21 protein-coding genes and 1 pseudogene are annotated in these 25,876 nt (G+C 55.4%); 11 read left to right on the plus strand and 11 right to left on the minus strand.

Going from position 1 to position 25,876, the window contains the following annotated elements:
* The first annotated feature begins 140 nt into the window (after positions 1-140).
* Positions 141-1,025 (plus strand): DUF2971 domain-containing protein, encoded by an 885-nt coding sequence (locus AC6I7J_RS05485; protein WP_498006949.1) that lies wholly within the window; start codon positions 141-143, stop codon positions 1,023-1,025.
* 361 nt (positions 1,026-1,386) lie between these two features.
* Positions 1,387-2,507: pseudogene (locus AC6I7J_RS05490) on the plus strand (IS3 family transposase).
* 718 nt (positions 2,508-3,225) lie between these two features.
* On the opposite strand, the gene AC6I7J_RS05495 reads toward AC6I7J_RS05490, so the two are convergent.
* Together AC6I7J_RS05495 and AC6I7J_RS05500 are read right to left on the minus strand one after the other, a co-directional pair.
* Entirely contained in the window at positions 3,226-4,512 is a 1,287-nt protein-coding gene (locus AC6I7J_RS05495; RefSeq protein WP_498006950.1) for a KAP family P-loop NTPase fold protein, read from the minus strand.
* Positions 4,513-4,565: 53 nt separating this feature from the next.
* Positions 4,566-4,817 (minus strand): hypothetical protein, encoded by a 252-nt coding sequence (locus AC6I7J_RS05500; RefSeq protein WP_498006951.1) that lies wholly within the window; start codon positions 4,815-4,817, stop codon positions 4,566-4,568.
* A 640-nt stretch (positions 4,818-5,457) separates the two neighbouring features.
* Between AC6I7J_RS05500 and ypfM the strand changes: the two genes are divergently transcribed.
* Positions 5,458-5,517, plus strand: coding sequence for a protein YpfM (gene ypfM / locus AC6I7J_RS05505; protein ID WP_104085366.1), 60 nt, complete (start codon positions 5,458-5,460; stop codon positions 5,515-5,517).
* A 108-nt stretch (positions 5,518-5,625) separates the two neighbouring features.
* Here ypfM and acrD read toward each other — a convergent pair whose 3' ends face one another.
* From acrD to narQ, 3 genes are all read right to left on the minus strand, one after another.
* Complete coding sequence (gene acrD / locus AC6I7J_RS05510) at positions 5,626-8,742, minus strand: multidrug efflux RND transporter permease AcrD (protein WP_021508044.1); 3,117 nt, start codon at positions 8,740-8,742, stop codon at positions 5,626-5,628.
* A gap of 195 nt (positions 8,743-8,937) precedes the next feature.
* The gene (locus AC6I7J_RS05515; RefSeq protein WP_058758331.1) at positions 8,938-9,570 is read right to left on the minus strand and encodes a response regulator; all 633 of its coding nucleotides are present in this window, start codon (positions 9,568-9,570) and stop codon (positions 8,938-8,940) included.
* Between the two features lie 41 nt (positions 9,571-9,611).
* Positions 9,612-11,300, minus strand: a complete 1,689-nt coding sequence (gene narQ / locus AC6I7J_RS05520) for a nitrate/nitrite two-component system sensor histidine kinase NarQ (protein ID WP_058758332.1) — start codon at positions 11,298-11,300, stop codon at positions 9,612-9,614.
* 239 nt (positions 11,301-11,539) lie between these two features.
* Here narQ and AC6I7J_RS05525 point away from each other — a divergent pair, with 239 nt between their 5' ends.
* The 8 genes from AC6I7J_RS05525 (at position 11,540) to nudK (ending at position 19,694) form a co-directional block, all read left to right on the plus strand.
* A complete protein-coding gene (locus AC6I7J_RS05525; RefSeq protein ID WP_058770823.1) occupies positions 11,540-11,812 on the plus strand; it encodes a YdgH/BhsA/McbA family protein in 273 nt (90 codons plus the stop codon).
* A gap of 290 nt (positions 11,813-12,102) precedes the next feature.
* Positions 12,103-13,605, plus strand: coding sequence for an L-asparagine permease (ansP, locus tag AC6I7J_RS05530; RefSeq protein WP_104094113.1), 1,503 nt, complete (start codon positions 12,103-12,105; stop codon positions 13,603-13,605).
* Between the two features lie 163 nt (positions 13,606-13,768).
* On the plus strand, positions 13,769-14,239 hold the full coding sequence (napF, locus tag AC6I7J_RS05535; protein ID WP_104094114.1) for a ferredoxin-type protein NapF: 471 nt from the start codon (positions 13,769-13,771) through the stop codon (positions 14,237-14,239).
* The gene (locus tag AC6I7J_RS05540; RefSeq protein WP_132464798.1) at positions 14,229-14,507 is read left to right on the plus strand and encodes a chaperone NapD; all 279 of its coding nucleotides are present in this window, start codon (positions 14,229-14,231) and stop codon (positions 14,505-14,507) included. The genes napF and AC6I7J_RS05540 overlap by 11 nt, the downstream gene beginning before the upstream one ends.
* Positions 14,504-16,990, plus strand: a complete 2,487-nt coding sequence (napA, locus tag AC6I7J_RS05545; RefSeq protein WP_104094115.1) for a nitrate reductase catalytic subunit NapA — start codon at positions 14,504-14,506, stop codon at positions 16,988-16,990. The genes AC6I7J_RS05540 and napA overlap by 4 nt, the downstream gene beginning before the upstream one ends.
* An 11-nt stretch (positions 16,991-17,001) precedes the next feature.
* Entirely contained in the window at positions 17,002-17,433 is a 432-nt protein-coding gene (gene napB, locus AC6I7J_RS05550) for a nitrate reductase cytochrome c-type subunit (RefSeq protein WP_058758336.1), read from the plus strand.
* Between the two features lie 7 nt (positions 17,434-17,440).
* On the plus strand, positions 17,441-18,025 hold the full coding sequence (gene napC, locus AC6I7J_RS05555; RefSeq protein WP_031279803.1) for a cytochrome c-type protein NapC: 585 nt from the start codon (positions 17,441-17,443) through the stop codon (positions 18,023-18,025).
* Positions 18,026-19,115: 1,090 nt separating this feature from the next.
* Entirely contained in the window at positions 19,116-19,694 is a 579-nt protein-coding gene (nudK, locus tag AC6I7J_RS05560; protein WP_021508055.1) for a GDP-mannose pyrophosphatase NudK, read from the plus strand.
* A gap of 71 nt (positions 19,695-19,765) precedes the next feature.
* Here nudK and rbsK read toward each other — a convergent pair whose 3' ends face one another.
* The 6 genes from rbsK to AC6I7J_RS05590 are packed head-to-tail and all read right to left on the minus strand — an operon-like array spanning position 19,766 to position 25,876.
* Positions 19,766-20,740 carry a ribokinase gene (rbsK, locus tag AC6I7J_RS05565; RefSeq protein ID WP_498006952.1) on the minus strand — a complete coding sequence of 325 codons (975 nt, stop codon included), beginning with the start codon at positions 20,738-20,740 and terminating at the stop codon, positions 19,766-19,768.
* Positions 20,737-21,633: an allose kinase gene (gene alsK / locus AC6I7J_RS05570; RefSeq protein ID WP_021508057.1), complete on the minus strand. Its 897-nt coding sequence runs from the start codon at positions 21,631-21,633 to the stop codon at positions 20,737-20,739. The genes rbsK and alsK overlap by 4 nt, the downstream gene beginning before the upstream one ends.
* Entirely contained in the window at positions 21,630-22,322 is a 693-nt protein-coding gene (gene alsE / locus AC6I7J_RS05575; protein ID WP_031279804.1) for a D-allulose 6-phosphate 3-epimerase, read from the minus strand. The genes alsK and alsE overlap by 4 nt, the downstream gene beginning before the upstream one ends.
* Positions 22,322-23,371 (minus strand): ABC transporter permease, encoded by a 1,050-nt coding sequence (locus AC6I7J_RS05580; protein ID WP_336697940.1) that lies wholly within the window; start codon positions 23,369-23,371, stop codon positions 22,322-22,324. Before AC6I7J_RS05580 ends, alsE begins: the two co-directional genes overlap by 1 nt.
* 17 nt (positions 23,372-23,388) lie before the next feature.
* A complete protein-coding gene (locus AC6I7J_RS05585) occupies positions 23,389-24,378 on the minus strand; it encodes an ABC transporter permease (RefSeq protein ID WP_021508060.1) in 990 nt (329 codons plus the stop codon).
* A complete protein-coding gene (locus tag AC6I7J_RS05590; RefSeq protein WP_021508061.1) occupies positions 24,371-25,876 on the minus strand; it encodes a sugar ABC transporter ATP-binding protein in 1,506 nt (501 codons plus the stop codon). Before AC6I7J_RS05590 ends, AC6I7J_RS05585 begins: the two co-directional genes overlap by 8 nt.

Consider the following 25,876-nt stretch of genomic DNA (forward strand, 5'->3'; position numbering starts at 1 on the left):
GAAAAGAGGTTAAGTTATCAGAATTAGTAGTTGATTCACTACGGTGAATTATCATAAAAGAGTTATGAGAGCATTAAGAAAGAGATCGCGTGATTATATTTGACGTTGTAAGTTAAAAACAAAACTAGTTGAAGGTTGATATGAACAAAGGTCTTGAAAAGCATAGAATGGATGAGTTTCTAAAGCGTCAAATTGGGGATATCAATACATTGACTCATTTCTATAAAGATAATGATTATGATTTTTTAAGTTTGGAAAAAGATTACATTTGGTTTTGTGATTTAATTGACTTTAATGACCCTTTTGAAGTGGTAATTCAAGATGGGGATTTTGATTTCAAACTTCTAAGTCAGTCACAAATGGTTTCTTTTTTAATGAGTAATGATTTTATTGAGCTTAATGACGGGGAAAGAAGTTTTCATCCAGCAAAGCTTGAAAGGGAAATAGTTGAAATTATTGTTGAAAGAAACTCCACGAATTTAAGTGAACCTATTAATAATATGGCAATGAAACTGGTTGGTAGTTATAAAAATAACAAGTTTCAGTGTTTTAGTCACGATGCTAAAAATAAAGAGATAGTTAAGAGTCGATTAATGTGGTCTCACTATGCAAGGGGTTTAAGGGGATTTGCTGTTGAGTTTAACTTTGATCCATTGTTGGATTCTATGTCAAAACTGAATGATGGATTTTTTAATGGATATACTTTAATAAATTATACTAATTTAGGGTTCAATGATTACATTGCTGAAGTTATTGATAAGAAAGAACCACTTTTTATAGATAGATTGATCTTTGCTAAGCATATCGATTGGGAATATGAACAAGAAGCAAGGATTATGATTACACGAAATGAAGGTTATTATGACCAGTCTTGTATATCAAGAGTTATCATCGGCCAGAAGATGAAAGAAGAGAACAAAGAAAAGTTAATAAGAATTCTAGAGCGTAAAGGAATGTTAGATAAACTACATATTGCACGATTTGATAGACGAGACTTTTCAATTAACATCGATAAGTATGAGTGATATTTTTTATGCAACTTAATTAATTTTATCGTACTATATACCTTCTCGCCATGATCCGTAACTATTCGGTTGTTCTGTAAACTCCGTGGTTCATGGCGAGTCCTTCAAATCGGCAATTCACCTTGCTTATCCATATCGACAAAATCTAGTGCCTCATTGTGTGCATCCATCATTTGACGGTGACTGCAAAAGTACTCATTAATGGCGAATATGTTCACGGGCTGATCAAGTAAAATCAGTACGCATTGTTCGTCACACGTCCAAACCAGTAACGCCTCTCACCACCTACCTGGCCTGCTCCCCGTTAATTAACGCACCACGATGTTAGTAATGTCTTCATAAGTCACATGAGGACTCCCCCATGAAGCAGCGTTTTTCCGACGAACAGTTCATCAGTATTCTCCGCGAGGCTGAAGTCGTTGTTTCAGCCCGGGAACTCTGCCGCGAGCATGCCATTTCAGACGCCACCCTTTACACCTGGCGTAAGAAGTTCGGTGGCATGGAAGTCCTCGAAGTGAAGCGGTTCAGGTCACTTGAAAAGGAGAACGCTCGTCTCAGGAAGCTGCTCGCTGAAGCCATGCTGGATAAGGAGGCGCATCAGGTGGCTCAGGGCCGAAAGCTCTGACGACAGACCAGAAGCGGGAAGCCGTTGAGTTTATGTGTGATGCGAACGGTCTGTCGCAACGCCGTGCCTGCAGGCTAACAGGTTTGTCCCTGTCGACCTGCCGCTATGAGGCTCAGCGTCCGGCGGCTGATGCACATTTATCAAGCCGTATCACAGAACTGGCGCTCGAACGAAGGCGTTTTGGGTACCGGCGCATCTGGCAGTTATTGCGTCGGGAGGGTCTTCACGTCAACCACAAGCGGGTATACCGCATTTATCACCTTAACGGCCTGAGTGTGAAGCGCAGACGACGTCGTATGGGGCTGGCGACTGAGCGGCTTCAGCTTCTTCGCCCGGATGCGCCGAACCTGACATAGTCGATGGATTTTGTCATAGATGCACTTGCCAGCGGCAGTCGGATTAAGTGCCTGACTTGTGTGGATGATTTCACGAAGGAGTGTCTGACGATCACCGCTGCTTTCGGTACTTCAGGGGTTCAGGTCACGCGTATTCTGGACAGCATCGCGCTCTTTCGAGGCTATCCGGCGACAATAAGAACTCATCAGGGCCCGGAGTTTACCTGCCGCGCACTCGATCAATGGGCCTTTGAGCATAGTGTGGAGTTGCGACTTATTCAGCCAGGTAAGCCAACGCAAAACGCATTTGTTGAGAGTTTCAACGGTCGCTTTCGGGATGAATGCCTGAATGAACACTGGTTCAGCGATATTCTTCATGCCCGGAAAATCATTAATGACTGGCGGCAGGACTATAACGAGTCCAGACCTCATTCATCGCTGAAATACCAGACGCCGGCTGAATTTGCAGCAAGCTGGAGAAATGGAAAATTAGAAGGTAAACAAACCGACATTACTAACTGAGCGTTGTATCTAATACTGAGGGCAGGTCAAAACTAACCAAGACTACTAAGGATGATGAACTAATCGAAAAACCGGAAAAACTATATTGGGGAATTAGTGATAGAGCTGATCAACAGTCAGAGTACTTATTACATCAATTGAAGGGTAAGAAGGATGAGCACACGCAATAAGATCATCGCTTGCCTAATGACTATCTTACTGAGTGTACTTATTGGGTAGAAATCTAACACAATCTATACAGTTTACTTAAACGAGAAGGTACTACTGAAGCAGCAAGCAGTACAAGAAACTATAAGAGCGGGACAGGCTGAGATAGCGAAGCAGTTTGAAGAACAGAAGGTAGTATTACATGATCTGGCAGAGAAGAATAAAAGTATTTTAACAAAGATCATTCAAGAGAATCAGCCAATCTATTCTGAGACGTGTATAGATCCGGTGGGATTAGATTAGTTGAAGAAGTACAAGGATGCGTCGAGGGGGCTTGAATGAAAAAGTAACAATAGTTGCTGTACTTTTACTAGCTATAACAGGTTGTACCCACACGACGCATTAGAACAATAGCAGCTACATACAGGAAAATCTACTTCAACAATGCAGTACTGATACGCCTATCCCAAAAAATGGAACAGGCGGTGAAGTACTCATGACCTTAGAATACTGGCAGAAGATGTATAACGAGTGTGCCATTAGTAAGGATGTAATAATAAAAGCGATAATATCATAAAATTAAATTTTCAAAGTAGGGTAACATTTCCTTTAATGGGTGTACACGCTCACCATGAAGATGGAATATTCTACCACCTTCTTTTTTTACCTGTTCATATTCATCTCTATTGCTTAAATCTGAAAATAAAATTGAAGCAATATAGCTTGAAGTGGATTCTTTTAATTTTTCTGCTTTAATGATTGCATACACTTCATCAGCAGTAACAGTATTAATTTTGATTTTATCAAAAATATTAGGGTGTTTTACTTTTAAAAAAACAAGAATCGCAGTTGCGGCCTGATAAACCTCTTCAGGAGAGCCACCGCTTGAAGCTATTATTATTAAGGACGAATAGCATCTTTCTGCATCTCTAAGAGAACAGTCATTAGCAGATAGTATTTTTGGTAGTAATGTAAGGGCATAATCATAAACACCTTTCAACGGGATTTTTTTCTGAAGGTGTTCAATATAAGTTTGGGTGTTTATCTTTTGGTTTTCGACATTGAATCTATTAGGTAGTGAAAACCAAAAGTGTATAAATTTACTTAAGTATGTATCAGCATCAATATTTCCATATCTTTTCTGAATGCAATGAATAAATTGTTCTTTATTTACTGCAAGCACGAAGTATATGTTTTTAGTATCAAAGACATGTTTTATTTTTTCTAGCAGATCAAGTGAGAAATCCGGTCTTGCCCGGTCTAACTCATCAATGACAAATATTATCTTTGATCCATTGGCTGCTTCTGTTATTGAGTTTTTAAAGTGTTCAATGATCGCATTTTCATTAATAGAATTCTCAAGCTTTTCTTGAATTATGTTTTCAATGGGTTCATTTAAAACCCCAGCTATTTCTTCACCACTTCCTTCTAATTCAGTTCCATTAATAACACCTAACGTTATTGCTTTAATAGCTACTTTTGCGGAAGTTTTTAACAGAACGACACCAGCTTTTTTAGTTGCGGCAATGTAATTCTTCTTCTTTTCATCATTGTCTATTAAAGGGTAAATGGCAGAAGATAAAGCAATAAAAGCATCCTCTTGATAATCATTTTTAAAAGCATCAAAATAAATAAATTTTAAACTAGCATCATCGTATGAATTTACTTGGCTTTGCCACATTTTGAGGAAGGTTGTTTTTCCGCTCCCCCATTCATCATTGATAGCAAGTACTAAATTATCATCCTCAGAATTCTTAATAATACTCTCTAATTGCTTGCTGAGTTTTTGCCTTGAAAATAGATCCCTACCTAAAGAAAAGCCATTTTTACATTCTACTTCTGGAAGTACTAATTTCATATAGAATTCCTTGTTTAATAACTGTAAGAATGAGCACTTATGATTAGATCAACTTAATTTTCACACTTCCAAATAGTATTTTGTACACCTTGCCCGGCGGGTAAGTGCGGGTTCATGTTTGCACTATGTTGGTAAGTCGCCTTGCTTTTGCCGTATTGAGCACAGGCTGCATTAGCGGTCTTCTGTAGGCTATCTAATCCATACCATGCATCAGATTGAATGCTTACTTTTTCACCATCGTTATATTGCACTTGAGCACAACCAGCCAGCAAGAAGGGCAGTAGTAAAAGGGCATGTTTGTACATGATATTCCTTGGTAATGTACGTACTTGGTTAAGAACTATCCTAACACTTTAGACGAACTAGAGGAGTACTAGATTTAGTAGTACTTATTATATGGGGAAGAACTTAGGCTCTTTACTATGAAGATAGAAGGTAATGGAACTTAGTACATCAGTATCAGTAGGTTAGAAGTAATTGAGTAGTATCGAAATTAGTTAGTGTTAAGTAACAGGTATTTTAATTCCGTACATCACCCACTGCGCTGTCATCGCGTATTCCCGTCCTGTGTTAAATAAAGCGCGAGTTTACCATAGCGCGCCGTGGGCTGTGAGGTCAGACGCGCAGCAGCGCTGTTTTTCATCTCGCCGCGACGCCAATAAACGGCGCTAATCAGGGCCAGTAAACGCTTTCACTTACCTGCGAAATTGTCGCCTGCGGCATCATTAGCGATCTAAGAATTATCTTAGGTGGTAAAAACGGGCCTGGCGGATTAAGTCCGCACTTTTGTGAGTCGCATTAACAGGTTGCTGAAATGTGCGTCAGTCCGCAGTTTCGGCAAATTCAAGCTTTCTGCGGTAGTTGCCGATAGTGATGAGAGGTGGAAACGTATTCACCTGTAGAAAAAAACGGCGTAAAATCGCCACTACAAGAAGAGAGGGTATTATGGTTGAACACGAACTGGGGAACTGGAAAGAATTTATCGAAGCGATGTTACGTAAGTAATTCGTGAAGAGAAAAGCAGGGCACTTCCCAACTTGCTGTTATTCTTACCGCACACATCAATAAAGCCGCCATTCATCATGGCGGCTTTTTATTTGTCCGAAGTTAGCCTCAGTCGTGCGGCTTTGCCCGCAGCGGGAAGCGGCGGCGCACCAGCACGAAGAACAGCGGCACAAAGAAGATCGCCAGTACCGTGGCGGAGATCATGCCGCCCATCACGCCAGTACCGACCGCATGCTGGCTGCCAGAACCGGCACCGCTGCTGATCGCCATCGGCAGCACGCCGAAAATAAAGGCCAGCGACGTCATCAGAATCGGCCGCAGGCGCTGCCGCGATGCCTCCAGCGTCGACTCCAGCAGTTCACGCCCTTTGCTGTTGATCTCATTGGCGAACTCGACGATCAGGATCGCATTCTTCGCCGACAGACCAATCACCGTCAGCAGGCCGACCTGAAAGTAGACGTCATTCTCCAGTCCGCGCAGCCAGGTGGCGACCAGCGCGCCCACCACGCCCAGCGGCACCACCAGCATCACCGAGAACGGAATCGACCAGCTCTCGTACAGCGCCGCGAGGCACAGGAACACTACCAGCAGCGAAATCGCATACAGCGCCGGCGCCTGCGAGCCGGAGAGACGCTCCTGATAGGAGGCACCGGTCCACTGGAAGCCAACGCCGAGCGGCAGCTGTGCCACCAGTTTCTCCATCTCATCCATCGCCGTGCCGCTGCTGACGCCGTTAGCCGCCTCGCCGACAATCTCCAGCGACGAATAGCCGTTGTAGCGTTCAAGACGCGGTGAACCAGTCTCCCAGTGGCTGGTGGCGAAGGCGGAGAACGGCACCATGCCGCCGCTGTTGTTGCGCACATACCATTTGTTGATGTCGCCCGGCAGCATGCGGAACTCCGGTGCCGCCTGGACGTAGACTTTCTTCACGCGGCCGCGGTCGAGAAAATCATTCACATAGGTTGAGCCCCAGGCGGTGGTCAGGGTGTCGTTGATGGTATCCAGCGAGACGCCGAGCGCCTGCGCTTTCCGCTGGTCGACATCAATCTGCAGCTGCGGGCTGTCGTCGAGCCCGTTGTGGCGCACGCGCGACAGCGCCGGATTGTTGTCGGCCAGCGCCAGCAGCCGATCGCGCATCGCCATCAGCTCGGTGTGCCCGATGCCGCCGTGATCCTGCAACTCCATATCAAAGCCGGAGGAGCTGCCCATGCCGGTGATCGCCGGTGGACTGCTGGCGATGACGCGGGCCTCTTTGATCTTTTTAAAGGCTGCGGTGGCGCGATCGATGATGGCAAACGAGGTGCGATCGCGACCTGGCCGCTGCTCCCAGTCCTTCAGGCGCACAAACAGGCGCGCCACGTTTTGTCCGTTGCCGCCCGGACCAGCACCAATGGTGGAGAACACCGACAGCACATTGTCCTTCTCGGCAGTCAGGTAATAATCCTCAACCTTTGCCACCACCTGCGAGGTTTGCTGCAGCGTTGAGCCCGGCGGCAGCTGTACCTGAGTAAGAAATACGCCGCGATCTTCCAGCGGCAGGAAGGAGGTAGGCAGACGAATAAACAGGAATGCCATCACGCCGATAATCGCCAGGTAGAGCAGCAGCCAGCGGCCGCTCTTCAGCAGAATGCGCGCTACGCCGCGCTCGTAGCGTTCCGCGCTGGCATTGAAGTGACGGTTAAACCAGCCGAAAAAGCCGCGCCGGCCATGGTGCTGGCCCTGCGCCAGCGGTTTGAGCAGCGTGGAGCACAGCGCGGGCGTCAGAATCATCGCCACCAGCACCGATAGCACCATCGCCGAGACAATGGTGATGGAGAACTGGCGATAGATAGCGCCCACGGTGCCGCCAAAGAACGCCATCGGCACAAACACCGCGGACAGCACCAGCGCGATGCCCACCAGCGCGCCCTGAATCTGCCCCATCGATTTACGCGTGGCGGCCCGCGGCGATAATCCCTCTTCGCTCATGATGCGCTCGACGTTTTCCACCACCACGATGGCATCATCCACCAGCAGCCCGATGGCCAGCACCATGGCGAACATGGTCAGGGTGTTAATACTGAAGCCGCAGGCGTACAGCACCGCAAAGGTGCCGAGCAGCACCACCGGCACAGCAATGGTGGGGATCAGCGTGGCGCGGAAGTTTTGCAGGAACAGGTACATCACCAGAAACACCAGCAGGATCGCTTCCAGCAGGGTTTTCACCACGTCCTTAATGGAGGCTTTGACGAACGGTGTGGTTTCAAACGCCACTTTGGCTTCCAGTCCATGCGGGAAGTATTGCGCCAGTTCGGCAACACGGGCGCGCACCAGCTTGTCGGTGTTCATCTCGTTAGCGCCGGAGGCCAGCTTGATGCCAAGACCGGATGCCGGCTGGCCGTTATAGCGGCTCAGAAAGTCATACTTTTCGGCGCCCATGGCGATGGTGGCCACGTCGCCGAGCGTCACCACTGAACCGTCGGTGTTGGTTTTCAGCGTAATCGCGCGAAACTGCGCGGGCGTCTGTAGCATCGACTGGGCGTTAACCGTGGCGTTCAGCGCCTGTTTGTCCACCGACGGCAACCCGCCGACCTGGCCGACCGCCACCTGGGTGTTCTGCGATTCGATGGCGCTGACCACATCGTCGGTGGTTAGCGCGTAGTTAATCAGCTTGTTGGGATCGAGCCAGATGCGCATGGCGTATTGCGAGCCGTAGGCATCGACCTGGCCGACGCCGTCGATACGGCTGAGTGGATCCTGAATATTACTGGCAACGTAATCGGCAATATCCTGTTTATCCATGCTGCCGTCGGTGGAGACAAAGGCGATCATCAGAATGTTGCTGTCGCCGGTTTTGTTTACCGTGACGCCCTGCGACTGCACCGCCGCTGGCAGCTTGCGCAGCGCGCTCTGCAGCTGATTCTGTACCTGTTGCCGCGCTTCATCCGGGTTAGTGCCGGCGGTAAAGGTGAGGGTGATCTGCGCCTGGCCGGTGTTGCTGCTGTTCGAGGACATGTACATCAGGTTATCGATCCCCGTCATATTCTGCTCGATAACCTGGGTGACGGTGTTTTCCAGCGTCTGCGCGGATGCGCCGGGATAGTTGGCGGTGATGCGCACGTTAGGCGGCGCGAGATCCGGATACTGTTCCACCGGCAGCGAGATAATGGCCAGCGTGCCACACAGGCACAGCAAAATAGCCAGCACCCAGGCAAAAATGGGGCGGTCGATAAAAAAGTTCGACATGAAACCGACACTCCTCAGCTGCGTACTTTGTACTTGTTATTAGTAAAAGCGTGTCGCACGCTGCGCTTCACGCTGGCGGAGTGCAAGGGCGATCCTGAAAACTCCGGCTGCTGCTTACTGTACGCGGGGCAAATTAGGGAATCGTGGATAAATTATGGAGAAAGTGTAAAAGTCGCAGCAGCTTTATGTGCGCACTCACACATTGCGACTCTCCAGCCACAGCACCGTTGCCGCAACGCGGGAACGAACGTCGAGCTTACGCAGCAGGTTGCGGATGTGTACCTTTACCGTTTCTTCGGAAATGTGCAGCGTGGCGGCAATCTCTTTGTTGGATAAGCCGCGCGCCACTTCCTGCAACACATCCAGCTCGCGCTCGGTCAGCTGTCTGAACGGATTGGCGCTGGGCTGGCGGGTCGCCAGATATTCTGCCACCACCTCGCTGAACACGTTCTCGCCCTGTGCGCCGCGCATTACCTGCGCCAGCAGCAGTTCCGGTTCGCTGTCTTTGAGCAGATAGCCATCGGCGCCGGCATCCACCATGGCGTAAATATCGCTGCGCGCGTCGGACACTGTCAGCACCAGAATGCGTGCCGCGACGCCCTCGTGGCGCAGCGCCTTCAGCGTATCCAGCCCGGACATGCCCTTCATATTCAGGTCGAGCAGAATCACATCCGGTGCCAGACGGCGCGCTTCGGCCAGTGCTTCGGTACCGTTATTCGCCTCAGCCACCACTTCCAGACGCGGTTCCAGCGCCAGCAACTGGCGGATACCGCGACGCATCAGCGGATGATCGTCCACGATCATAATAGACAGGGAAGGGTGAGCCATAGGTTCTCCAGAGTTTCAATCCAATTGCTAAGTGTAACGCGTTAAGCCAGCCGGTGCGCGGGGCGGGCGGGAAAACGCAGCGTGACGCAGGTGCCCTGCGCCTGCGGGGTAATCAGTAAGCTGCCGGCAAGACGCGCCGCGCGCTCGGCCATGATGGTCAGCCCGTAGTGGCCCGGCGGCTCTTCCACGCTGTTGATACCGCAGCCGTCATCTTCGATGGTCAGCAGGTGCTCATCATCAGCGACACGCTGATAGCGAATCTGAATCTGCTGCGCCTGCGCGTGACGAATTGCATTGAGCAGCGCCTCGCGCGCAATCTGCAGCACGTGCACCTGCTGCTGGGCATCCAGCGTTTGCAGGCCAGGCTGATAGTCAAAGGTAATCGCCGCCTGCGACTGCTCCTGCAGCGGGGCGATCATCGCCTGCATCGCCTGCACTAAATCGGCCTGTTCAATGCTCAGGCGGAAGGTGGTGAGCAGCTCGCGCAGCTGCTGATAGGCCTCGGCCAGCGCGCGATCAAAATCGGCGATGATCGCCTGTGCCTGCGGCTGGCTGCTATCGACATTACGCCGCAGCAACGTCAGCTGGATACGCAGAAAAGAGAGCGACTGCGCCAGCGAATCGTGCAGCTCGCGCGCAATGGTGGCGCGCTCTTCAATCAGCAGCATCTGCTGATACTGCTTCTGCGTCTGCCAGATCCACAGTGCACGCGCCAGCATGTTGGCCAGACTGTGCATCAGCTCATCGGCCGGCGGCGCGCGGCGGGTTTGCCAGCACAGTTCGCCGAGGCGCTGCTCCTCCTGCTGCAGCGGCAGCCGCTGCCAGCTGAGATCGTCGGCGGGCACGCCAGCCTGAAAGGCGATATCCTCGCTGGCGATTTGCAGCACCTCCAGCGCTTCCCGCCGCTGCACCAGCCGCAGCAGGCCCTGGAACAGCTCGGGATTGAGCGGGCTGCCGGTGAGAATCTGCGAGCTTTCATACAGCAGCGACAGCGTGCGGTTGGCCTGGGTTAAATCTTCGGTTTTATTGCGTACCGCGCACTCCAGCAGGCGATAGTGCGAATGCAGCCGCTCCGCCATGGTGGTAAACGCCTGCGCCAGCACGCCCAGCTCGTTGGGCTGATGCACGGAAAGCGGCGGAAAACTGAAGTTGGCCTGCTCGACGTACTGACTGGCGGTGACCAGCGAATCGAGCGGACGCACCACGTTGCGGCGAATAAAGCCAATGCTCCACAGCGCCAGCGCGACAATCGCCAGAAAGCCGAACAGGCTGCTGGCGGCCACCAGATGCATTTTCAGCTCGGCATAGTGCTGCACCGCCAGCACGAAGCGGTCAATCTCACTGACGTAGCCCGCCACGCGCTGCTGGTACACCTGCGCCCGCGCCGGCTGCAGCGTCTCCTGCAGTACCGGCCAGCTGTCGCGCAGATAGCGGTAGCGGCTGCTGACTTCAATCGGTACCCACGGACGCTCCAGATGCTGCAGCGCCGGTGACTCCAGCGTCTGCTGATATTGCTGCATATGGTGCGCCAGCTGCTGCGGATCGCGCGTGCTGTCCCACGCCAGCCGGTAGATTTGCATGCGCAGCGAGCCGGCGACATTCACCGCTTCGGCATCGCGCAAACTGCTGGAGAGCGTCATCAGCGCCAGGCCGGTGGTTAACAGCGACAGCAGCACAATCGCGCTGAGCGCGCGGGCAATGGTGCGGGTAACGGGACGTTTCACTATCACAATAATAACCCTTACAAGAGCGGGGGATTATAAGTCAGCCGCAGCGGGGGTGCGAGCGCGAAATTGAAACATCTGGTTACTTTTACCAGAGAAACTCACCACGTTTTACGTTTCCCTGGATTAGTCGCGTTTGGCTGGCGAAATATTGAACGCTTTTACCGCCCGCGCAGCCTGGTTTGCACTGGCCCGACGATACTTTGACGCGTAACCCTTTCCCCGCACGACAACAGGAGCACCTCATGAAGACACGTTATGCCGTAATGACTGCTGCACTGCTTGCCAGCGCATCGTTTACTACCTTTGCCGCCTCGCCGTTGAGCGAGGCACAAACCCAGGACCTGCAAAGCAGCGGCACCGTTTCGGTGAGCGGCGTGCGCGGTTCGCTGGATGACGCCACCCGTCAGCTGTCGCAAAAAGCGGAAGAGATGGGCGCCAGTCATTATCGCGTCATTGGCATGCAGAATCCGGGCGATTCCAGCATGTGGAGCGGCAGCGCCGAGATTTACCGTTAATGCCCTTCATTATTCCCCTCTGGTAGTTTTTTCCTGTAGCCACCGATTACCGGCCACCCCACTGGCCGGTTTTTTTGTGCGTCGCGACGGATTATTACAAATCAACCCGTGCAGTCAGCCAGTATATTTTGCTTCGTTCATGCAGAACGGGTAGGATTCATCGCCGTAATTTCCCGGCTCGCCGCGCGGCATCGTTCCGCCGCTCAGGGGCCGGTTTTACCCCATTTCGCACTGCCCGGCGCAATCGATTGGTTACGCGGTGATTGATGGACAGGACAAACAGGAAAGCTATGAAATCTACTAAAAAAACGCCAGCCGAACAGCGTGCTGCGAGAAGGCGCTGGCTTAACTCTCACGACACGGGTTACCACAAAGCGATGGGTAACCGTCAGGTACAAATGATCGCCATTGGCGGCGCTATCGGTACCGGTCTGTTCCTCGGTGCCGGCGCGCGTCTGCAGATGGCCGGTCCGGCACTGGCACTGGTGTATCTGGTGTGCGGTATCTTCTCCTTCTTTATTCTCCGTGCGTTGGGCGAGCTGGTGTTGCATCGCCCTTCCAGCGGCAGCTTTGTTTCGTACGCGCGTGAATTCCTCGGGGAAAAAGCGTCCTACGTTGCGGGCTGGATGTATTTCGTTAACTGGGCGATGACCGGTATCGTCGATATCACCGCGGTGGCGCTTTACATGCATTACTGGGGCGCGTTTGGTGATGTGCCGCAGTGGGTATTTGCGCTGGGCGCGCTGGCGATTGTCGGCACCATGAACATGATCGGCGTGAAGTGGTTCGCCGAGATGGAGTTCTGGTTCGCGCTGGTGAAAGTGCTGGCCATCGTGGTGTTCCTGATTGTCGGCGTGGTGTTCCTCGGCAGCGGTAAACCGCTGGACGGCAACACCACCGGCTTCCACCTGATCACCGACAACGGCGGGCTGTTCCCGCACGGTCTGCTGCCGGCGCTGGTGCTGGTACAGGGCGTGGTGTTTGCCTTCGCCTCGATTGAGCTGGTGGGCACGGCAGCGGGCGAGTGTAAAGACCCGAAAACCATGCTGCCGAAAGCCATCAACAGCGTGATCTGGCGTATCGGTCTGTTCTATGTGGGTTCCGTGGTGCTGCTGGTACTGCTGCTGCCGTGGAACGCCTATCAGGCCGGACAAAGCCCGTTCGTCACCTTCTTCTCCAAACTGGGCGTGCCCTACATTGGCAGCGTGATGAACATCGTGGTGCTGAGCGCGGCGCTGTCGAGCCTGAACTCGGGCCTGTACTCTACCGGACGTATTCTGCGTTCAATGTCGATGGGCGGCTCGGCGCCGCAGTTCATGTCGAAGATGAGTAAGCAGCAGGTGCCGTACGCTGGTATCCTGGTGACCATCGGCGTGTACGTGATCGGCGTGGTGCTCAACTACTATGTTCCGTCGCAGGTGTTTGAGATCGTCCTGAACGTGGCGTCGCTGGGGATTATCTCCTCGTGGGCGTTCATCGTGGTGTGCCAGATGCGTCTGCGCAAAGCCATCAAAGAGGGCAAAGCGGAAGATGTCAGCTTCAAGCTGCCGTGGGCGCCGGTTACCTCGTGGCTGACGCTGCTGTTCCTGGTGAGCGTGCTGGTGCTGATGGCGTTTGACTACCCGAACGGCACTTACACCATTGCTTCAATTCCGCTGATTGCCGTGCTGCTGGTGCTCGGCTGGTTTGGCGTGCGTAAGCGCGTGCAGGCGGAGGCGATGAAAGAGCACGAGCATCATCATGACGATCAGGATGATGCGGCGCCTAAACTGGCGGAAGACAACGCGCATTAATCGCAGTAATTCTCACCTGCGGGGGCCAGTCGGCCCCCGTTTTTATTTCAATTCTCCTTCTCTTGATCCCGCATCGGGAATTACACCTTTCGGGTGATATAGCCCTTCATAACCTCAGGTTATTTTACGCACCATCTCTACATCCCCGCATTGAGGTGAGCCGATGGCGCTGTCGCGACGTGAACTCTTTACCGGGCAGCGCGTCATGCCTGCCGGCGGTATTGCGTTGCCGTGGTGGCGGGGAGAGAGCGGCTGTGACGGCTGTGGACGCTGCGTACAAGCCTGCGAGAGCGGCATTATCCGCATCGCCGCTGGCGAAGCGCCGCAGCTCGACTTTCTGCAGGGCGAATGCACCTTTTGCGCCGCCTGTGCCGACGTCTGCCCGCAGCCGCTGTTTCAGCCGCGCGACACTGAACCTTTTAGCCGGCGCATCCGCATCGACAGCCGCTGTATCGCTTTTCTCGGCGTTAACTGTCGCAGCTGCCAGGAGAGTTGTGAGCAGCAGGCGATCCGTTTTCGCCTGATGCCCAACGGCATCGGCCAGCCGGAAATCCTTCCGCAACACTGCACCGGCTGTGGCGCCTGTATCGCGCCGTGTCCGGTCTCAGCCACAGGACTGCATCATGACGAATAACGACAGCTGGCACGTATGTGGCCTGGTGATTCAGGCACGTCCGACCGCGATCGCGGCGGTGCGGCAGGCGCTACTGAACTTTGCCGATAGCGACATTGCGGCGGAAGATGCCGCACGCGGCACGCTGGCGCTAACGCTGGGCGCGGCCGACAGCACCACGCTGCTGAGCAACATTGAAGCCACCCGCAACATCCCGGATGTGCTGGCGGTATCGCTGGTTTATCACCAGCAAGACGAAATTGAAGAACCCTGTAAGGAAGCATCATGAACCTGAGTCGTCGTGATTTTATGAAGGCCAATGCGGCGGCTGCTGCTGCAACGGCTGCCGGTCTCACCATTCCGACCGTGACCAAAGCGGCCACCAGCCTGGCTGAGCCGATTCGCTGGGAAAAAGCGCCGTGCCGGTTTTGCGGCACCGGCTGTGGCGTGCTGGTCGGCACGCAGAATGGCCGCGTGGTCGCCTCGCAGGGCGATCCGCAGGCGGAGGTTAATCGCGGTCTGAACTGCATCAAAGGCTACTTCCTGCCGAAGATCATGTACGGCAAAGATCGTCTGACCCAGCCGCTGCTGCGCATGACCGACGGCAAATTCGATAAGAACGGCGAGTTTACCCCGGTAAGCTGGGATCAGGCGTTCGACATCATGGAAGCGAAGTTTAAGGCGGCGCTGAAAGCCAACGGCCCGGAATCGGTCGGCATGTTTGGCTCCGGCCAGTGGACCGTATGGGAAGGTTACGCTGCATCAAAGCTGATGAAAGCGGGCTTCCGCACCAACAACCTCGATCCGAACGCGCGCCACTGCATGGCGTCTGCGGTGGTGGGCTTTATGCGCACCTTCGGCATGGACGAACCGATGGGCTGCTACGATGACATCGAGCAGGCCGATGCGTTTGTGCTGTGGGGATCGAACATGGCCGAGATGCACCCGATTCTCTGGTCACGCCTGACCGCGCGTCGTCTCAGCAATGACAACGTCAAAGTGGCGGTGCTGTCGACCTATCGCCACCGCAGCTTCGAGCTGGCCGATAACGCCATCGTCTTCACGCCGCAGAGCGATCTGGCGATCCTCAACTTCATCGCTAACTACATCATTCAGAACAATAAAGTCGATAAAACCTTCCTGCAGAATCACGTCACGCTGCGTAAAGGCGTGACGGATATCGGCTACGGTTTGCGCCCGACCAATCCGCTGCAGGCGGCGGCGAAAAATCCGGACAACGGCGAGTCGACGCCGATCAGCTTCGATGAGTATGCGAAATTTGTCGCGGAATACACGGTGGAAAAAGCCAGCGCCATGAGCGGCGTAGAGCAGGATCAGCTGATCGCGCTGGCGGAGCTGTACGCCGATCCGAACGTCAAGGTGGTCTCTTACTGGACCATGGGCTTTAACCAGCATACGCGCGGCGTGTGGGCGAACAACCTGTGCTACAACATCCACCTGCTGACCGGCAAAATTTCCCGTCCGGGCACCGGACCGTTCTCGCTCACCGGCCAGCCATCGGCCTGTGGCACCGCGCGTGAAGTGGGCACGTTTGCGCACCGTCTGCCAGCCGACATGGTGGTGAACAATGACAAACACCGCGCTTTAGCTGAAAAACTGTGGAAGCTGCCGCAGGGCACGGTGCCAGCCAAAGTCGGTCTGCACGCCGTGGCGCAGGATCGCGCGCTGAAAGACGGCAAGCTGAATGCCTACTGGGTGATGTGTAACAACAACATGCAGGCCGGGCCGAACCTGACGCAGGAGCGCATGCCGGGCTGGCGCGATGCACGCAACTTTGTCGTGGTATCCGACCCGTATCCGACCGTCAGCGCCCTGTCTGCCGACCTGATTCTGCCAACGGCGATGTGGGTAGAGAAAGAGGGCGCCTACGGCAACGCCGAGCGCCGTACCCAGTTCTGGCATCAGCAGGTGAAAGCGCCGGGCGAGGCGAAATCGGATCTGTGGCAGCTGGTGACCTTTGCCAAACGCTTCCGCGTTGAGGACGTGTGGCCAGAGGCGCTGATTGCTCAGCAGCCTGAGCTGAAAGGCAAAACCCTCTACGACGTGCTGTATGCCAACGGCCAGGTGAATCAGTTCCCGCTGAGCGAAGTGGCCGACGATCGCCTTAACGATGAAGCGCGTGAGTTTGGCTTCTATATTCAGAAAGGCCTGTTCGAGGAGTATGCCAGCTTTGGCCGCGGTCACGGTCACGATCTCGCACCGTTCGATACTTATCACGAGGCGCGCGGTCTGCGCTGGCCGGTAGTGGACGGCAAAGAGACGCGCTGGCGCTATCGTGAAGGTTTCGACAGCTACGTGAAAGCCGGTGAGGGGGTACGTTTTTACGGTAAGCCGGACGGCAAAGCCACCATTTTTGCCCTGCCGTACGAGCCGCCAGCGGAAGCGCCGGATGCCGAATATGACCTGTGGTTCTGCACCGGTCGCGTGCTGGAGCACTGGCACACCGGCACCATGACGCGCCGCGTGCCGGAACTGCACCGCGCGGTGCCGCAGGCGCTGCTGTATATCCATCCGCTGGACGCCAAAGATCGCGGTTTCCGTCGCGGTGAGAAGGTGCGCGTGGTATCGCGTCGTGGCGAAACCCTCGCCACCGTGGAAACGCGCGGGCGTAATCAGCCGCCGCAGGGGCTGGTATTTATGCCGTTCTTCGATGCCGGCGTGCTGGCCAACAACATCACGCTGGACGCCACCGATCCGCTGTCGAAGCAGACCGATTACAAAAAATGCGCCGTTAAGCTGGTGAAAATCTAAGGCAGGATGCAATGAAACCTTTTATCACTCTTGTAACCGTTGCCGCCCTGATGCTGGGCGGCGTGGTGTACGCTAATAACGGCGTCGATCTCAATCAGTCACCGGAAGTGACGGCAACGCAGCAGGGCACCATTCATCAGCCCAAAGAGCAGAGCCGTAAGCCGCTGAACTATGTTAATCAGCCGCCGGTGATCCCGCACAGCGTGGAGGGCTACCAGGTGACGAAGAACGTGAACCGCTGCCTGCAGTGTCACGGCACCCAGAGCTATCTGACCACCGGCGCGCCGCGCGTCAGTCCGACGCACTTTACCGACCGCGACGGCGTGGTGAGCAGCACGGTATCGCCGCGTCGCTACTTCTGCCTGCAGTGTCACGTGCCGCAGACCGATGCCAAACCGGTGGTGGAAAACACCTTTAAGCCGGCTGACGGCTTTGGGCAGTGAGGTGGCGATGAAACAGAAACTTATACGTATCTGGCGCTGGTGGCGACGCCCCAGCCGTCTGGCGCTCGGCACGCTGCTGATTCTTGGCTTTGCTGGCGGCATCATCTTCTGGGGCGGTTTTAACACCGCGATGGAGATGACCAACCGCGAGCAGTTCTGTATTGGCTGTCACGAAATGCGCAACAACGTCTATCAGGAATATATGCAGACGGTGCACTACAACAACCGCAGCGGCGTGCGCGCCACCTGTCCGGATTGTCACGTGCCGCACGAGTGGGGGCCGAAGATGATTCGTAAGATCCAGGCGAGTAAAGAGGTGTACGCCAAGATCTTTGGCCTGATTGATACGCCGCAGAAGTTTGAAGAGACGCGTATCGAGCTGGCGCAGAACGAGTGGCGCCGGATGAAGAACAACAATTCGCAGGAGTGTCGTAACTGCCACAACTTCGATTATATGGACTTCACCGCGCAGAAAACGGTCGCGGCCAAAATGCACAGCAAAGCGGTGCAGGACGGACAGACCTGTATCGACTGCCACAAAGGCATTGCCCACCATCTGCCGGATATGAAAGACCAGCCAAACGGTTTTTGATAGTGGCCCTGGCCGCGCCTGCCGGTGCGGTATCAGGGTTTTCGTGCCGACCGGTTGAGGCAGCCGCAAACCACACAACATCGTAGCGGCGCAATTTATCACGCTAAGTTAATCACTGCACAGCTGCCCGGATGCGCAATAAATTGCGCCGCTACGATTCGTGCGGCATTTTATTTCTTCACCCTCATCCTGCACACATCGTAGCGGCGCGATTTATCGCGCTAAGTTAATCACTGCACAGCTGCCCGAATGCGCAATAAATTGCGCCGCTACGATTCGTGCGGCATTTTATTTCTGCACCCTCATCCTGCACACATTGTAGCGGCGCGATTTATCGCGCTAAGTTAATCACTACACAGCTGCCCGGATGCGCAATAAATTGCGCCGCTACGATTCGTGCGGCATTTTATTTCTGCACCATCATCCTGCGCACACTGTAGCGGCGCGATTTATCGCGCTAAGTTAATCACTGCACAGCTGCCCGGATGCGCAATAAATTGCGCCGCTACGATTCGTGCGGCATTTTATTTCTGCACCCTCATCCTGCGTACGTTGTAGCGGCGCGATTTATCGCGCTAAGTTAATCACTGCACAACTGCCCGGATGCGCAATAAATTGCGCCGCTACGATTCGTGCGGCATTTTATTTCTGCACCCTCATCCTGCACACATCGTAGCGGCATTTTATTTCTGCACCATCATCCTGCACACATTGTAGCGGCGCGATTTATCGCGCTAAGTTAATCACTGCACAGCTGCCCGGATGCGCAATGAATAGCGCCGCTACGATTCGTGCGGCATTTTATTTCTTCACCATCATCCTGCACACATCGTAGCGGCATTTTATTTCTGCACCCTCATCCTGCGCACATTGTAGCGGCGCGATTTATCGCGCTAAGTTAATCACTGCACAGCTGCCCGGATGCGCAATAAATGGCGCCGCTACGACACGAGCCATGAAGGTTGAAGGGGGTTAATGCTGAGCTGACAGCCTTACGCCATCGCAGGCAACCTGCTCGACAATTCAGATAGTTTTCCCTGCGGCTTCGGCCTATTATCTCAGGCTCCCTCAGCTACGCAGTGGAGCGGCTATGTCGTTAAAGATCAACATCATCAAAGATAAGTTGCTGTCTGATAATTATTTCATTCTGCGCAACTACACCTACGAACTCACCCGCAGCAACGGCGACGTGGTACGTCACAAACGTGAAGTCTATGATCGCGGCAACGGCGCCACCATCCTGCTCTACAACCGTGAAAAAAACAGCGTGGTGCTGATTCGTCAGTTCCGCATCGCGACCTATGTTAATGACAACGCCAGCGGTGAGCTGATTGAAACCTGCGCCGGGCTGCTGGATAACGACACGCCGGAAGATTGCATCCGTAAAGAAGCGGTGGAAGAGACCGGCTATCAGGTTGGTAAGGTCGAAAAGCTGTTTGAGGCCTACATGTCGCCGGGCGGCGTGACCGAATTGCTGCACTTTTTCGCCGCTGAATACAGCGACGCGCAGCGCGCTAACGACGGCGGTGGCGTGGAAGATGAAGAGATCACCGTACTCGAGCTGCCGTTTCCTCAGGCGCTGGCGATGGTGAAAGAGGGGCGCATTCGCGACGGCAAAACCATTATGTTACTGCACTATGCGCAGCTGATGGGCTGGTTGCAGGCATAACCGCGGCGGTAATTCACAGGGCCGGCACGAATGCCGACTCTGCCTATGCCGGGGCGCAATGCATTGCGCCACTATGCCATGTGCGTTATTTCCGGGGCATTTAACGGCGTCACTTCACACTCCGGATGGGCCTGCATGCGCGCCAGCGCTTCGGCGTAGGAGGGCATAGAATTGGCCGCGCCGGAACGCTCGACGCATAGCGAGGCAAACGCCGCTGCAAACAGCGCCGCCTGCGGTAACGCATCGCCGGACGCCAGGCGCGCCGCCAGCGCACCGTTGAAGGCATCGCCGGCACCGGTGGTGTCGAGCGGCTGGGCAGGAAACAGCGGAATACGCAGCTGCTGCTCCGCGCTGGAGAGCAGGGCGCCCGCGGTGCCAAGCGTAATAATCACCTGACGCGCGCCCTTACGGTGCAGCACTTCGGCGGCGCGCTGCGCGCTGGCAAAATCGGTCACTTTTATCCCGCTCAGCTGCATCGCTTCGGTGCTGTTGGGCGTTAACAGATCCACCTTAGCCAGCAGCGAATCGCTGACTTTCTGCCACGGTGCCGGATTCAGAATGACAAACGTGCCGCCGGCACGCGCGTTGTCGATCATGCGCTGAATGGCGCTGAGGTTGTTCTCCAGTTGCACCAGCAGAATATCGGCGGCAGCCACGGTGGGCTGACAGCGCGCCACTTCGGCCGCGGTCACGGTGGTATTTGCGCCGGGATAGACCGATATCATGTTCTCGGCATCATCGCCCGCCACGTAAATCAGCGCGTTGCCGGTGGGTTTCTCTTTACAGGTGAACAGCGTAATGGCGTCGAAACCGGTCTTCTCCAGATGGCGGCGGGCAAACGTGCCAAAATCGTCATTACCCACCTTACCGATATAGTGCACGCGCGCCCCGGCGCGCAGCGCGGCGGTGGCCTGGTTGGCCCCTTTGCCGCCGGGCCCCATCATGCTGTTGTGCGCCGTGAGCGATTCGCCCGGCAGGGGGAAACGGTTCATCACCGCGACCACGTCGAGGTTGAACGAGCCAAACACACACACTTTTCCTTTCATTGCGCGCTCCTGAACAGCCGTTCTGCGGCGAGGCAGGCGCCGCGACAGCCGGTGTGATCGGTGGATTGACTGAAGATGATTTTCAAACCATCCCGCGTGGCCGGCGGCCGTAAATGCTGCTGAATCTGGCTGCGCAGCTGCGCCAGCGGGAAATCTGCCATCGCCAGCACGCCGCCGCCCAGAATCAGGTACTCCGGATCGAGAATGTTCATCTCGGTGGCGATCAGCTGCGCCAGCCGCTGCACAAACGCCTGCAGCGCCGGGTCAGAACCGTGATGGGTAAACAGCGCCGACATCGGCGTTTGCGCCGCATTGGCCTGCGCCCAGTGGCTCAACCAGTGGCCGGAGGTCACGGTTTCCGCGCAGCCGTGGTTGCCACACGGGCAGGGCAGCGCGTTACCGGCCACCGGCACGTGGCCGAGTTCACCGGCTCCGCCATGCTGACCATGGTAGAAGCGGCCGTTGATCCACAGGCTGTTGCCCATGCCGGTGCCAGGATACAGACCTACCGCATTTTCCGGCAGCTGCTCCAGCTGCATTAGATCCCATAGCATCAGATGGTTAACGTCTTTATCCATCGCCACCGGCACGCCCAGTCGTTCACTCAGCAGCGCCGCTACCGGCTGATGATCGAGCGCCTGAATGAACGGCAGTGAAATCACCTGCTGGCGATCGCGGCTGAGAATACCCGGCAGGCCGAGCATCACACCGCTGACCGGCTGCTGCTCCAGCGTTTCCGCAATCAGCTGCCCAAGTGCGGCCAGCGCATCGGGCTGCTGCGCCCAGCTGGCGGTGGGCACTTTACGAAAGCTGCTCCAGATGCGGCCTGCCTCCATCAACTGCAGACGGGTGCCGGTGCCGCCAATGTCGATACCGAGCCAGCGTGTTGTCATGCCGACACCTGCGCCAGGCCCTGCGCTTCATCAATGCTCTCACGCATCATGTTCCACGCGGTGGCAAGGTCTTCGTGAATGTTAAACAGGCCGGAAGTACCGACAATCAGCACTTCGGCACCGGCACCGACCAGCGTGTTGTAGGTGCGCGTATTACAGGAACCGTCAATCTCAATCAGGTAGCGGTGGCCGTGCGCCTGTTTCAGCGCCTTCAGCTCCTGCACCTTCTGCACCATCTCCGGGATAAACGGCTGACCGGCATAGCCAGGATCCACGGTCATCACGGTGATTTTATCCAGCAGATGAATGTAATGATGGATAAAGGAGACCGGCGTGGCCGGGTTGAGCACCACGCCCACTTTTTTGCCGTAGCTGCGAATCAGGTTAATCACGCGGAACGCATCACGGTTGATGGTTTCAGCGTGCGGGCAAATGTAATCGGCGCCGGCGTTGGCCACCGCTTCAATAAAGTCGGTCGGCTCTTCCACCATCAGATGCACATCGATCGCCACCTGGGTATGCGGGCGGATCTGCTCAATAAAGAACGGCGACAGGGTGATGTTTTTAACGTAGTGACCGTCCATGATGTCGATGTGCAGGAAGTCAGCGCGGGAGTCCAGCACGGCCAGCTGGTGCTTGATCTCCATCAGATTCATACACATCAACGACGGGGAGACTTGAATACGCATCATACTTCCTTTTTTTCGGTCAGAGGATTAAGCGCCGCGGCCAGCTTGCTGAGCCTGACGGCACGGTGATCGTTAAAGCGTGCTTTGAGTTGTTTGAAGGCCAGCACCACAACCAGCACGGCACCCCACATCGCCAGACTGACGTGCTGGCTGATGTTCATCAGGTTGAAGCCGGTGGAGAGCACCTGCAGCGCAATCAGCGCCAGCACCACGCCGGTCACGCGGCCAAAACCGCCGTTGGGATCGGTGCCGCCGAGAATGATGGCCAGTACGGTCAGCAGCAGGTAGGCATCGCCGTAACCCATGCGCGCCGAGTTAAAGCGCGCCATCATGATCAGACCGGCCAGCACGCACAGCAGGCTGGAGATGACGTACACCAGCATCACCATACGGTGGGTATTGATGCCGCTGAACCAGGTGGCGTTGATGTTGCTGCCGCCCATGTAGATGCATTTGCCGGCGCGGGTTTTGCCGAGGAACAGCGCCAGCAGCGCGGCGGCAACCAGGAATACCCACAGCGGCAGCGGCATGCCCAGCAGCGTGTCTGAGCCGAGCGACTGCACCACCGGCGGCATACCGCTCACCGCCGCACCTTTGGTCAGCCAGATGCCGATGCCGTTGAGCGTCATCATGGTGGCCAGCGTCACCAGAATCGGGTGCGCGCCGATGCGCGTTACCATCACGCCGGTGATCACGCCAATCACGGCGGCAATCACCATCGCGCCGACGATGGCGACAAACAGCCACAGCAGCTGCTGACCGGTACCGGCATCAGCGGGCAGGGCGCTCATCAGGGTCCAGGCGATGAACAGCGCCGTCAGGTTGGCGGTGGCGATGATGGCGAGGTTCAGGCCGCCGCTGAGGATGGCGATAAACATCGCCAGCGTTAACAGGCCGAGCTCCGGCAGCTGAAACGCCATGCTCATAAAGGTCGAATCAGTGAGAAAGCGGCCCGGCAGCATGACGCTGAAGGTGGCCAGCGCCAGCGCAATCAACAGCATCAGGCCGATGTTGGTGCCGTCCGGCCGCAGCGCAGAGAGAGATTTCATGATGATGGCTCCTCCCGTCAGACGAAACTGACGTCGGTTTCTTTACGTTTTTTGTAGTGGGTGACGGCAATCGCCACCATAATCGTGCCGCCGACCACAATGTTCATGAAGTAGTTGGAGACGCCGATCAGATTGAGGCCGTTTTTCAGGATGGCGATCAGGAATACGCCCATCAGCGTGCCGCTGACCGTGCCTTTGCCGCCCATCAGGCTGGCACCGCCCAGCACCGTCGCAGCCAGCACATCCAGCTCACCGCCGACCAGCGCGTTCGGCACTACTTCACCCATGCGGTACACCTGCACCAGCCCGCCAATCGCCGCCATCGCCCCGAGCCAGCCGTAGGCAAACACGTGAATCAATCCCACGCGGATGCCAATGCGCCGCGCCGATTCCGCATCGCCGCCCACCGCATACAGCTGACGGCCCAGATTGGTTTTGTTGAGCAGCAGCGCGGTGAGGGCGGCAATCACCAGCATGATCGCCAGCGGTAAGCCAATCTGAAAACTGTTGCCCTGTACGCTAAACGGCAGCACGCTGCGCAGGGTGATCCACCAGTCCGGCAGTGAGTAGAGGCTTTTGCCGCCGGTAACCCACATCAGCAGACCAAACAGCAGCGACTGCATACTGATGGTGATGATGATCGACACCACACGCAGCGAGGTGATCAGCAGGGCGTTGATCACGCCAAACAGCGTGCCGCAGACGATAGCCAGCAGAATGCTGAGCAGCGCGTTATCAAACTGGAACTGCACAAACAGCGAGGCGATCAGGTATTGCACCACCGACGCCACGGCGGCGAAGGAGATATCGATACCGCCGGTCACCAGCACCACAAACAGGCCGAGGGCGAAAATGCCGGTAACGGCGTAGCTTTCCGCCAGATCCAGCAGGTTCTGCACCGTCAGGAACTGATCGCTGGCCAGCGAGAAGAACACCATGAAAGCCAGCAGCACCCAGGCGAGCCAGCCCTGGCTGGAGTGCGGACGTAAACGAGAGAAATCAGGCATTAATCACCTCCGCCAGCTGTTCCTGCGCCACGGTATCGGGTTGGTATTCGGCATGGATGGTGCCGTCGCGGAAGTGCAGGATGCGGTCGCAGTTGTACCAGACCTCCGGCACTTCGTCGGAAATCAGGATGATCGACAGTCCCTCTTTCGCCAGCTCGTGGATCAGCTGATAGATGCTGGCCTTGGCACCGACATCCACGCCGACGGTCGGCGAGTCGAGGATCAGAATGCGCGGCTGGGTCAGCACCCATTTCGCCAGCACGATTTTTTGCTGGTTGCCGCCGGACAGGGTGGAGATCGCCAGGTTAGGATCGGCCACGCGCACGCCGAGCTGCTGAATCCACTGCAGGATCAGCTTGTTCTTGCGGTATTCGTCGATCAGGTGGAAACGGTTTTGCAGCTTATCGAGGATCGGCAGCACCATGTTGTCGGCCACCGACTGCTGCTGCACCAGGCCGAGCGTCAGGCGATCTTCCGAAACGTAGCCGATGCCGGCTTTGATGGCGTCTTCGTGCCCGCGAAAACGCACCGGCTTGCTGTCGAGCCAGATTTTGCCGCTGTCCGGTTTGGTCATGCCAAACAGCGACAGCGCCAGTTCGGTGCGGCCGGAGCCGAGCAGGCCGCACAGGCCCAGCACTTCACCGGCGTAGAGTTTGAAGTTAACGTCGTGATACTGACCGGCGCGCGTCAGCTTCTCCACTTCGAGAATCGCCCGATCGGCGTTGCGCGTTGGCGCTTTTAACTGGTAGTCGAGCTTGAGGCCGGTCATCAGTTCGGTCAGGTGATGCGGCGTCATCTCTCTGGCTGGCCAGCAGCCCATCTTGCGGCCGTCGCGGATCACCGTTACGCGATCCGAAATCTCCAGCACTTCATCCAGCCGGTGACTGACAAACACCACGCAGATATTCTTGTCTTTCAGATAGCGCACGGTACGCAGCAGCTGATTGACCTCGGTACGCGTCAGCGACGCGGTGGGTTCGTCCATGATCACCAGTCGTGCATCGGCCACCAGCGCGCGGCAAATCGCCACCTGCTGGCGCTGGGCAATCGACAGCGCGGCGACTTTCTCATTCAGATCGAGATCGAATTTCAGCTCATCAATAATGCCGCGCGCGGTGTCGCGCAGCCGGGCCTGACGGTGCCAGCCGAGCAACCCGTTGAGGTTATGCTCAAAGGCGATGTTCTCCGCCACGCTCAAATTGGGGAACAGCGACAGATCCTGGTAAATCACCTGGATACCGAAGTCGCGCGCCTGACGGGTGGTCAGACGCGGGAAACTCTGGCCGTCGCCGAGGGTAATGCGGCTGCCACTATCCGGGGCGTGCACCCCGGAAATGACTTTAATTAAGGTGCTCTTGCCACAGCCGTTGGTGCCAGCGAGACAGTGCACTTCGCCGGCCAGCAGGGTCAGCGAGATATCGCTCAGTGCGCGGTTGCCACCAAATGTTTTCGACAGGTTGTCGAGCGCAATCAGCGTCTGTGGAGTGACCTCTTGCAT

It is taken from the genome of Type-C symbiont of Plautia stali (assembly GCF_059730935.1).

Excerpts from the sequence above, each read along its gene's own strand:
- AC6I7J_RS05485 (WP_498006949.1), top strand. The coding sequence starts at position 141 with ATGAACAAAGGTCTTGAAAAGCATAGAATGGATGAGTTTCTAAAGCGT.
- AC6I7J_RS05495 (WP_498006950.1), bottom strand. The coding sequence starts at position 4,512 with ATGAAATTAGTACTTCCAGAAGTAGAATGTAAAAATGGCTTTTCTTTA.
- AC6I7J_RS05500 (WP_498006951.1), bottom strand. The coding sequence starts at position 4,817 with ATGTACAAACATGCCCTTTTACTACTGCCCTTCTTGCTGGCTGGTTGT.
- acrD (WP_021508044.1), bottom strand. The coding sequence starts at position 8,742 with ATGTCGAACTTTTTTATCGACCGCCCCATTTTTGCCTGGGTGCTGGCT.
- AC6I7J_RS05515 (WP_058758331.1), bottom strand. The coding sequence starts at position 9,570 with ATGGCTCACCCTTCCCTGTCTATTATGATCGTGGACGATCATCCGCTG.
- AC6I7J_RS05525 (WP_058770823.1), top strand. The coding sequence starts at position 11,540 with ATGAAGACACGTTATGCCGTAATGACTGCTGCACTGCTTGCCAGCGCA.
- ansP (WP_104094113.1), top strand. The coding sequence starts at position 12,103 with ATGAAATCTACTAAAAAAACGCCAGCCGAACAGCGTGCTGCGAGAAGG.
- napF (WP_104094114.1), top strand. The coding sequence starts at position 13,769 with ATGGCGCTGTCGCGACGTGAACTCTTTACCGGGCAGCGCGTCATGCCT.
- AC6I7J_RS05540 (WP_132464798.1), top strand. The coding sequence starts at position 14,229 with ATGACGAATAACGACAGCTGGCACGTATGTGGCCTGGTGATTCAGGCA.
- napA (WP_104094115.1), top strand. The coding sequence starts at position 14,504 with ATGAACCTGAGTCGTCGTGATTTTATGAAGGCCAATGCGGCGGCTGCT.
- napB (WP_058758336.1), top strand. The coding sequence starts at position 17,002 with ATGAAACCTTTTATCACTCTTGTAACCGTTGCCGCCCTGATGCTGGGC.
- napC (WP_031279803.1), top strand. The coding sequence starts at position 17,441 with ATGAAACAGAAACTTATACGTATCTGGCGCTGGTGGCGACGCCCCAGC.
- nudK (WP_021508055.1), top strand. The coding sequence starts at position 19,116 with ATGTCGTTAAAGATCAACATCATCAAAGATAAGTTGCTGTCTGATAAT.
- rbsK (WP_498006952.1), bottom strand. The coding sequence starts at position 20,740 with ATGAAAGGAAAAGTGTGTGTGTTTGGCTCGTTCAACCTCGACGTGGTC.
- alsK (WP_021508057.1), bottom strand. The coding sequence starts at position 21,633 with ATGACAACACGCTGGCTCGGTATCGACATTGGCGGCACCGGCACCCGT.
- alsE (WP_031279804.1), bottom strand. The coding sequence starts at position 22,322 with ATGCGTATTCAAGTCTCCCCGTCGTTGATGTGTATGAATCTGATGGAG.
- AC6I7J_RS05580 (WP_336697940.1), bottom strand. The coding sequence starts at position 23,371 with ATGAAATCTCTCTCTGCGCTGCGGCCGGACGGCACCAACATCGGCCTG.
- AC6I7J_RS05585 (WP_021508060.1), bottom strand. The coding sequence starts at position 24,378 with ATGCCTGATTTCTCTCGTTTACGTCCGCACTCCAGCCAGGGCTGGCTC.
- AC6I7J_RS05590 (WP_021508061.1), bottom strand. The coding sequence starts at position 25,876 with ATGCAAGAGGTCACTCCACAGACGCTGATTGCGCTCGACAACCTGTCG.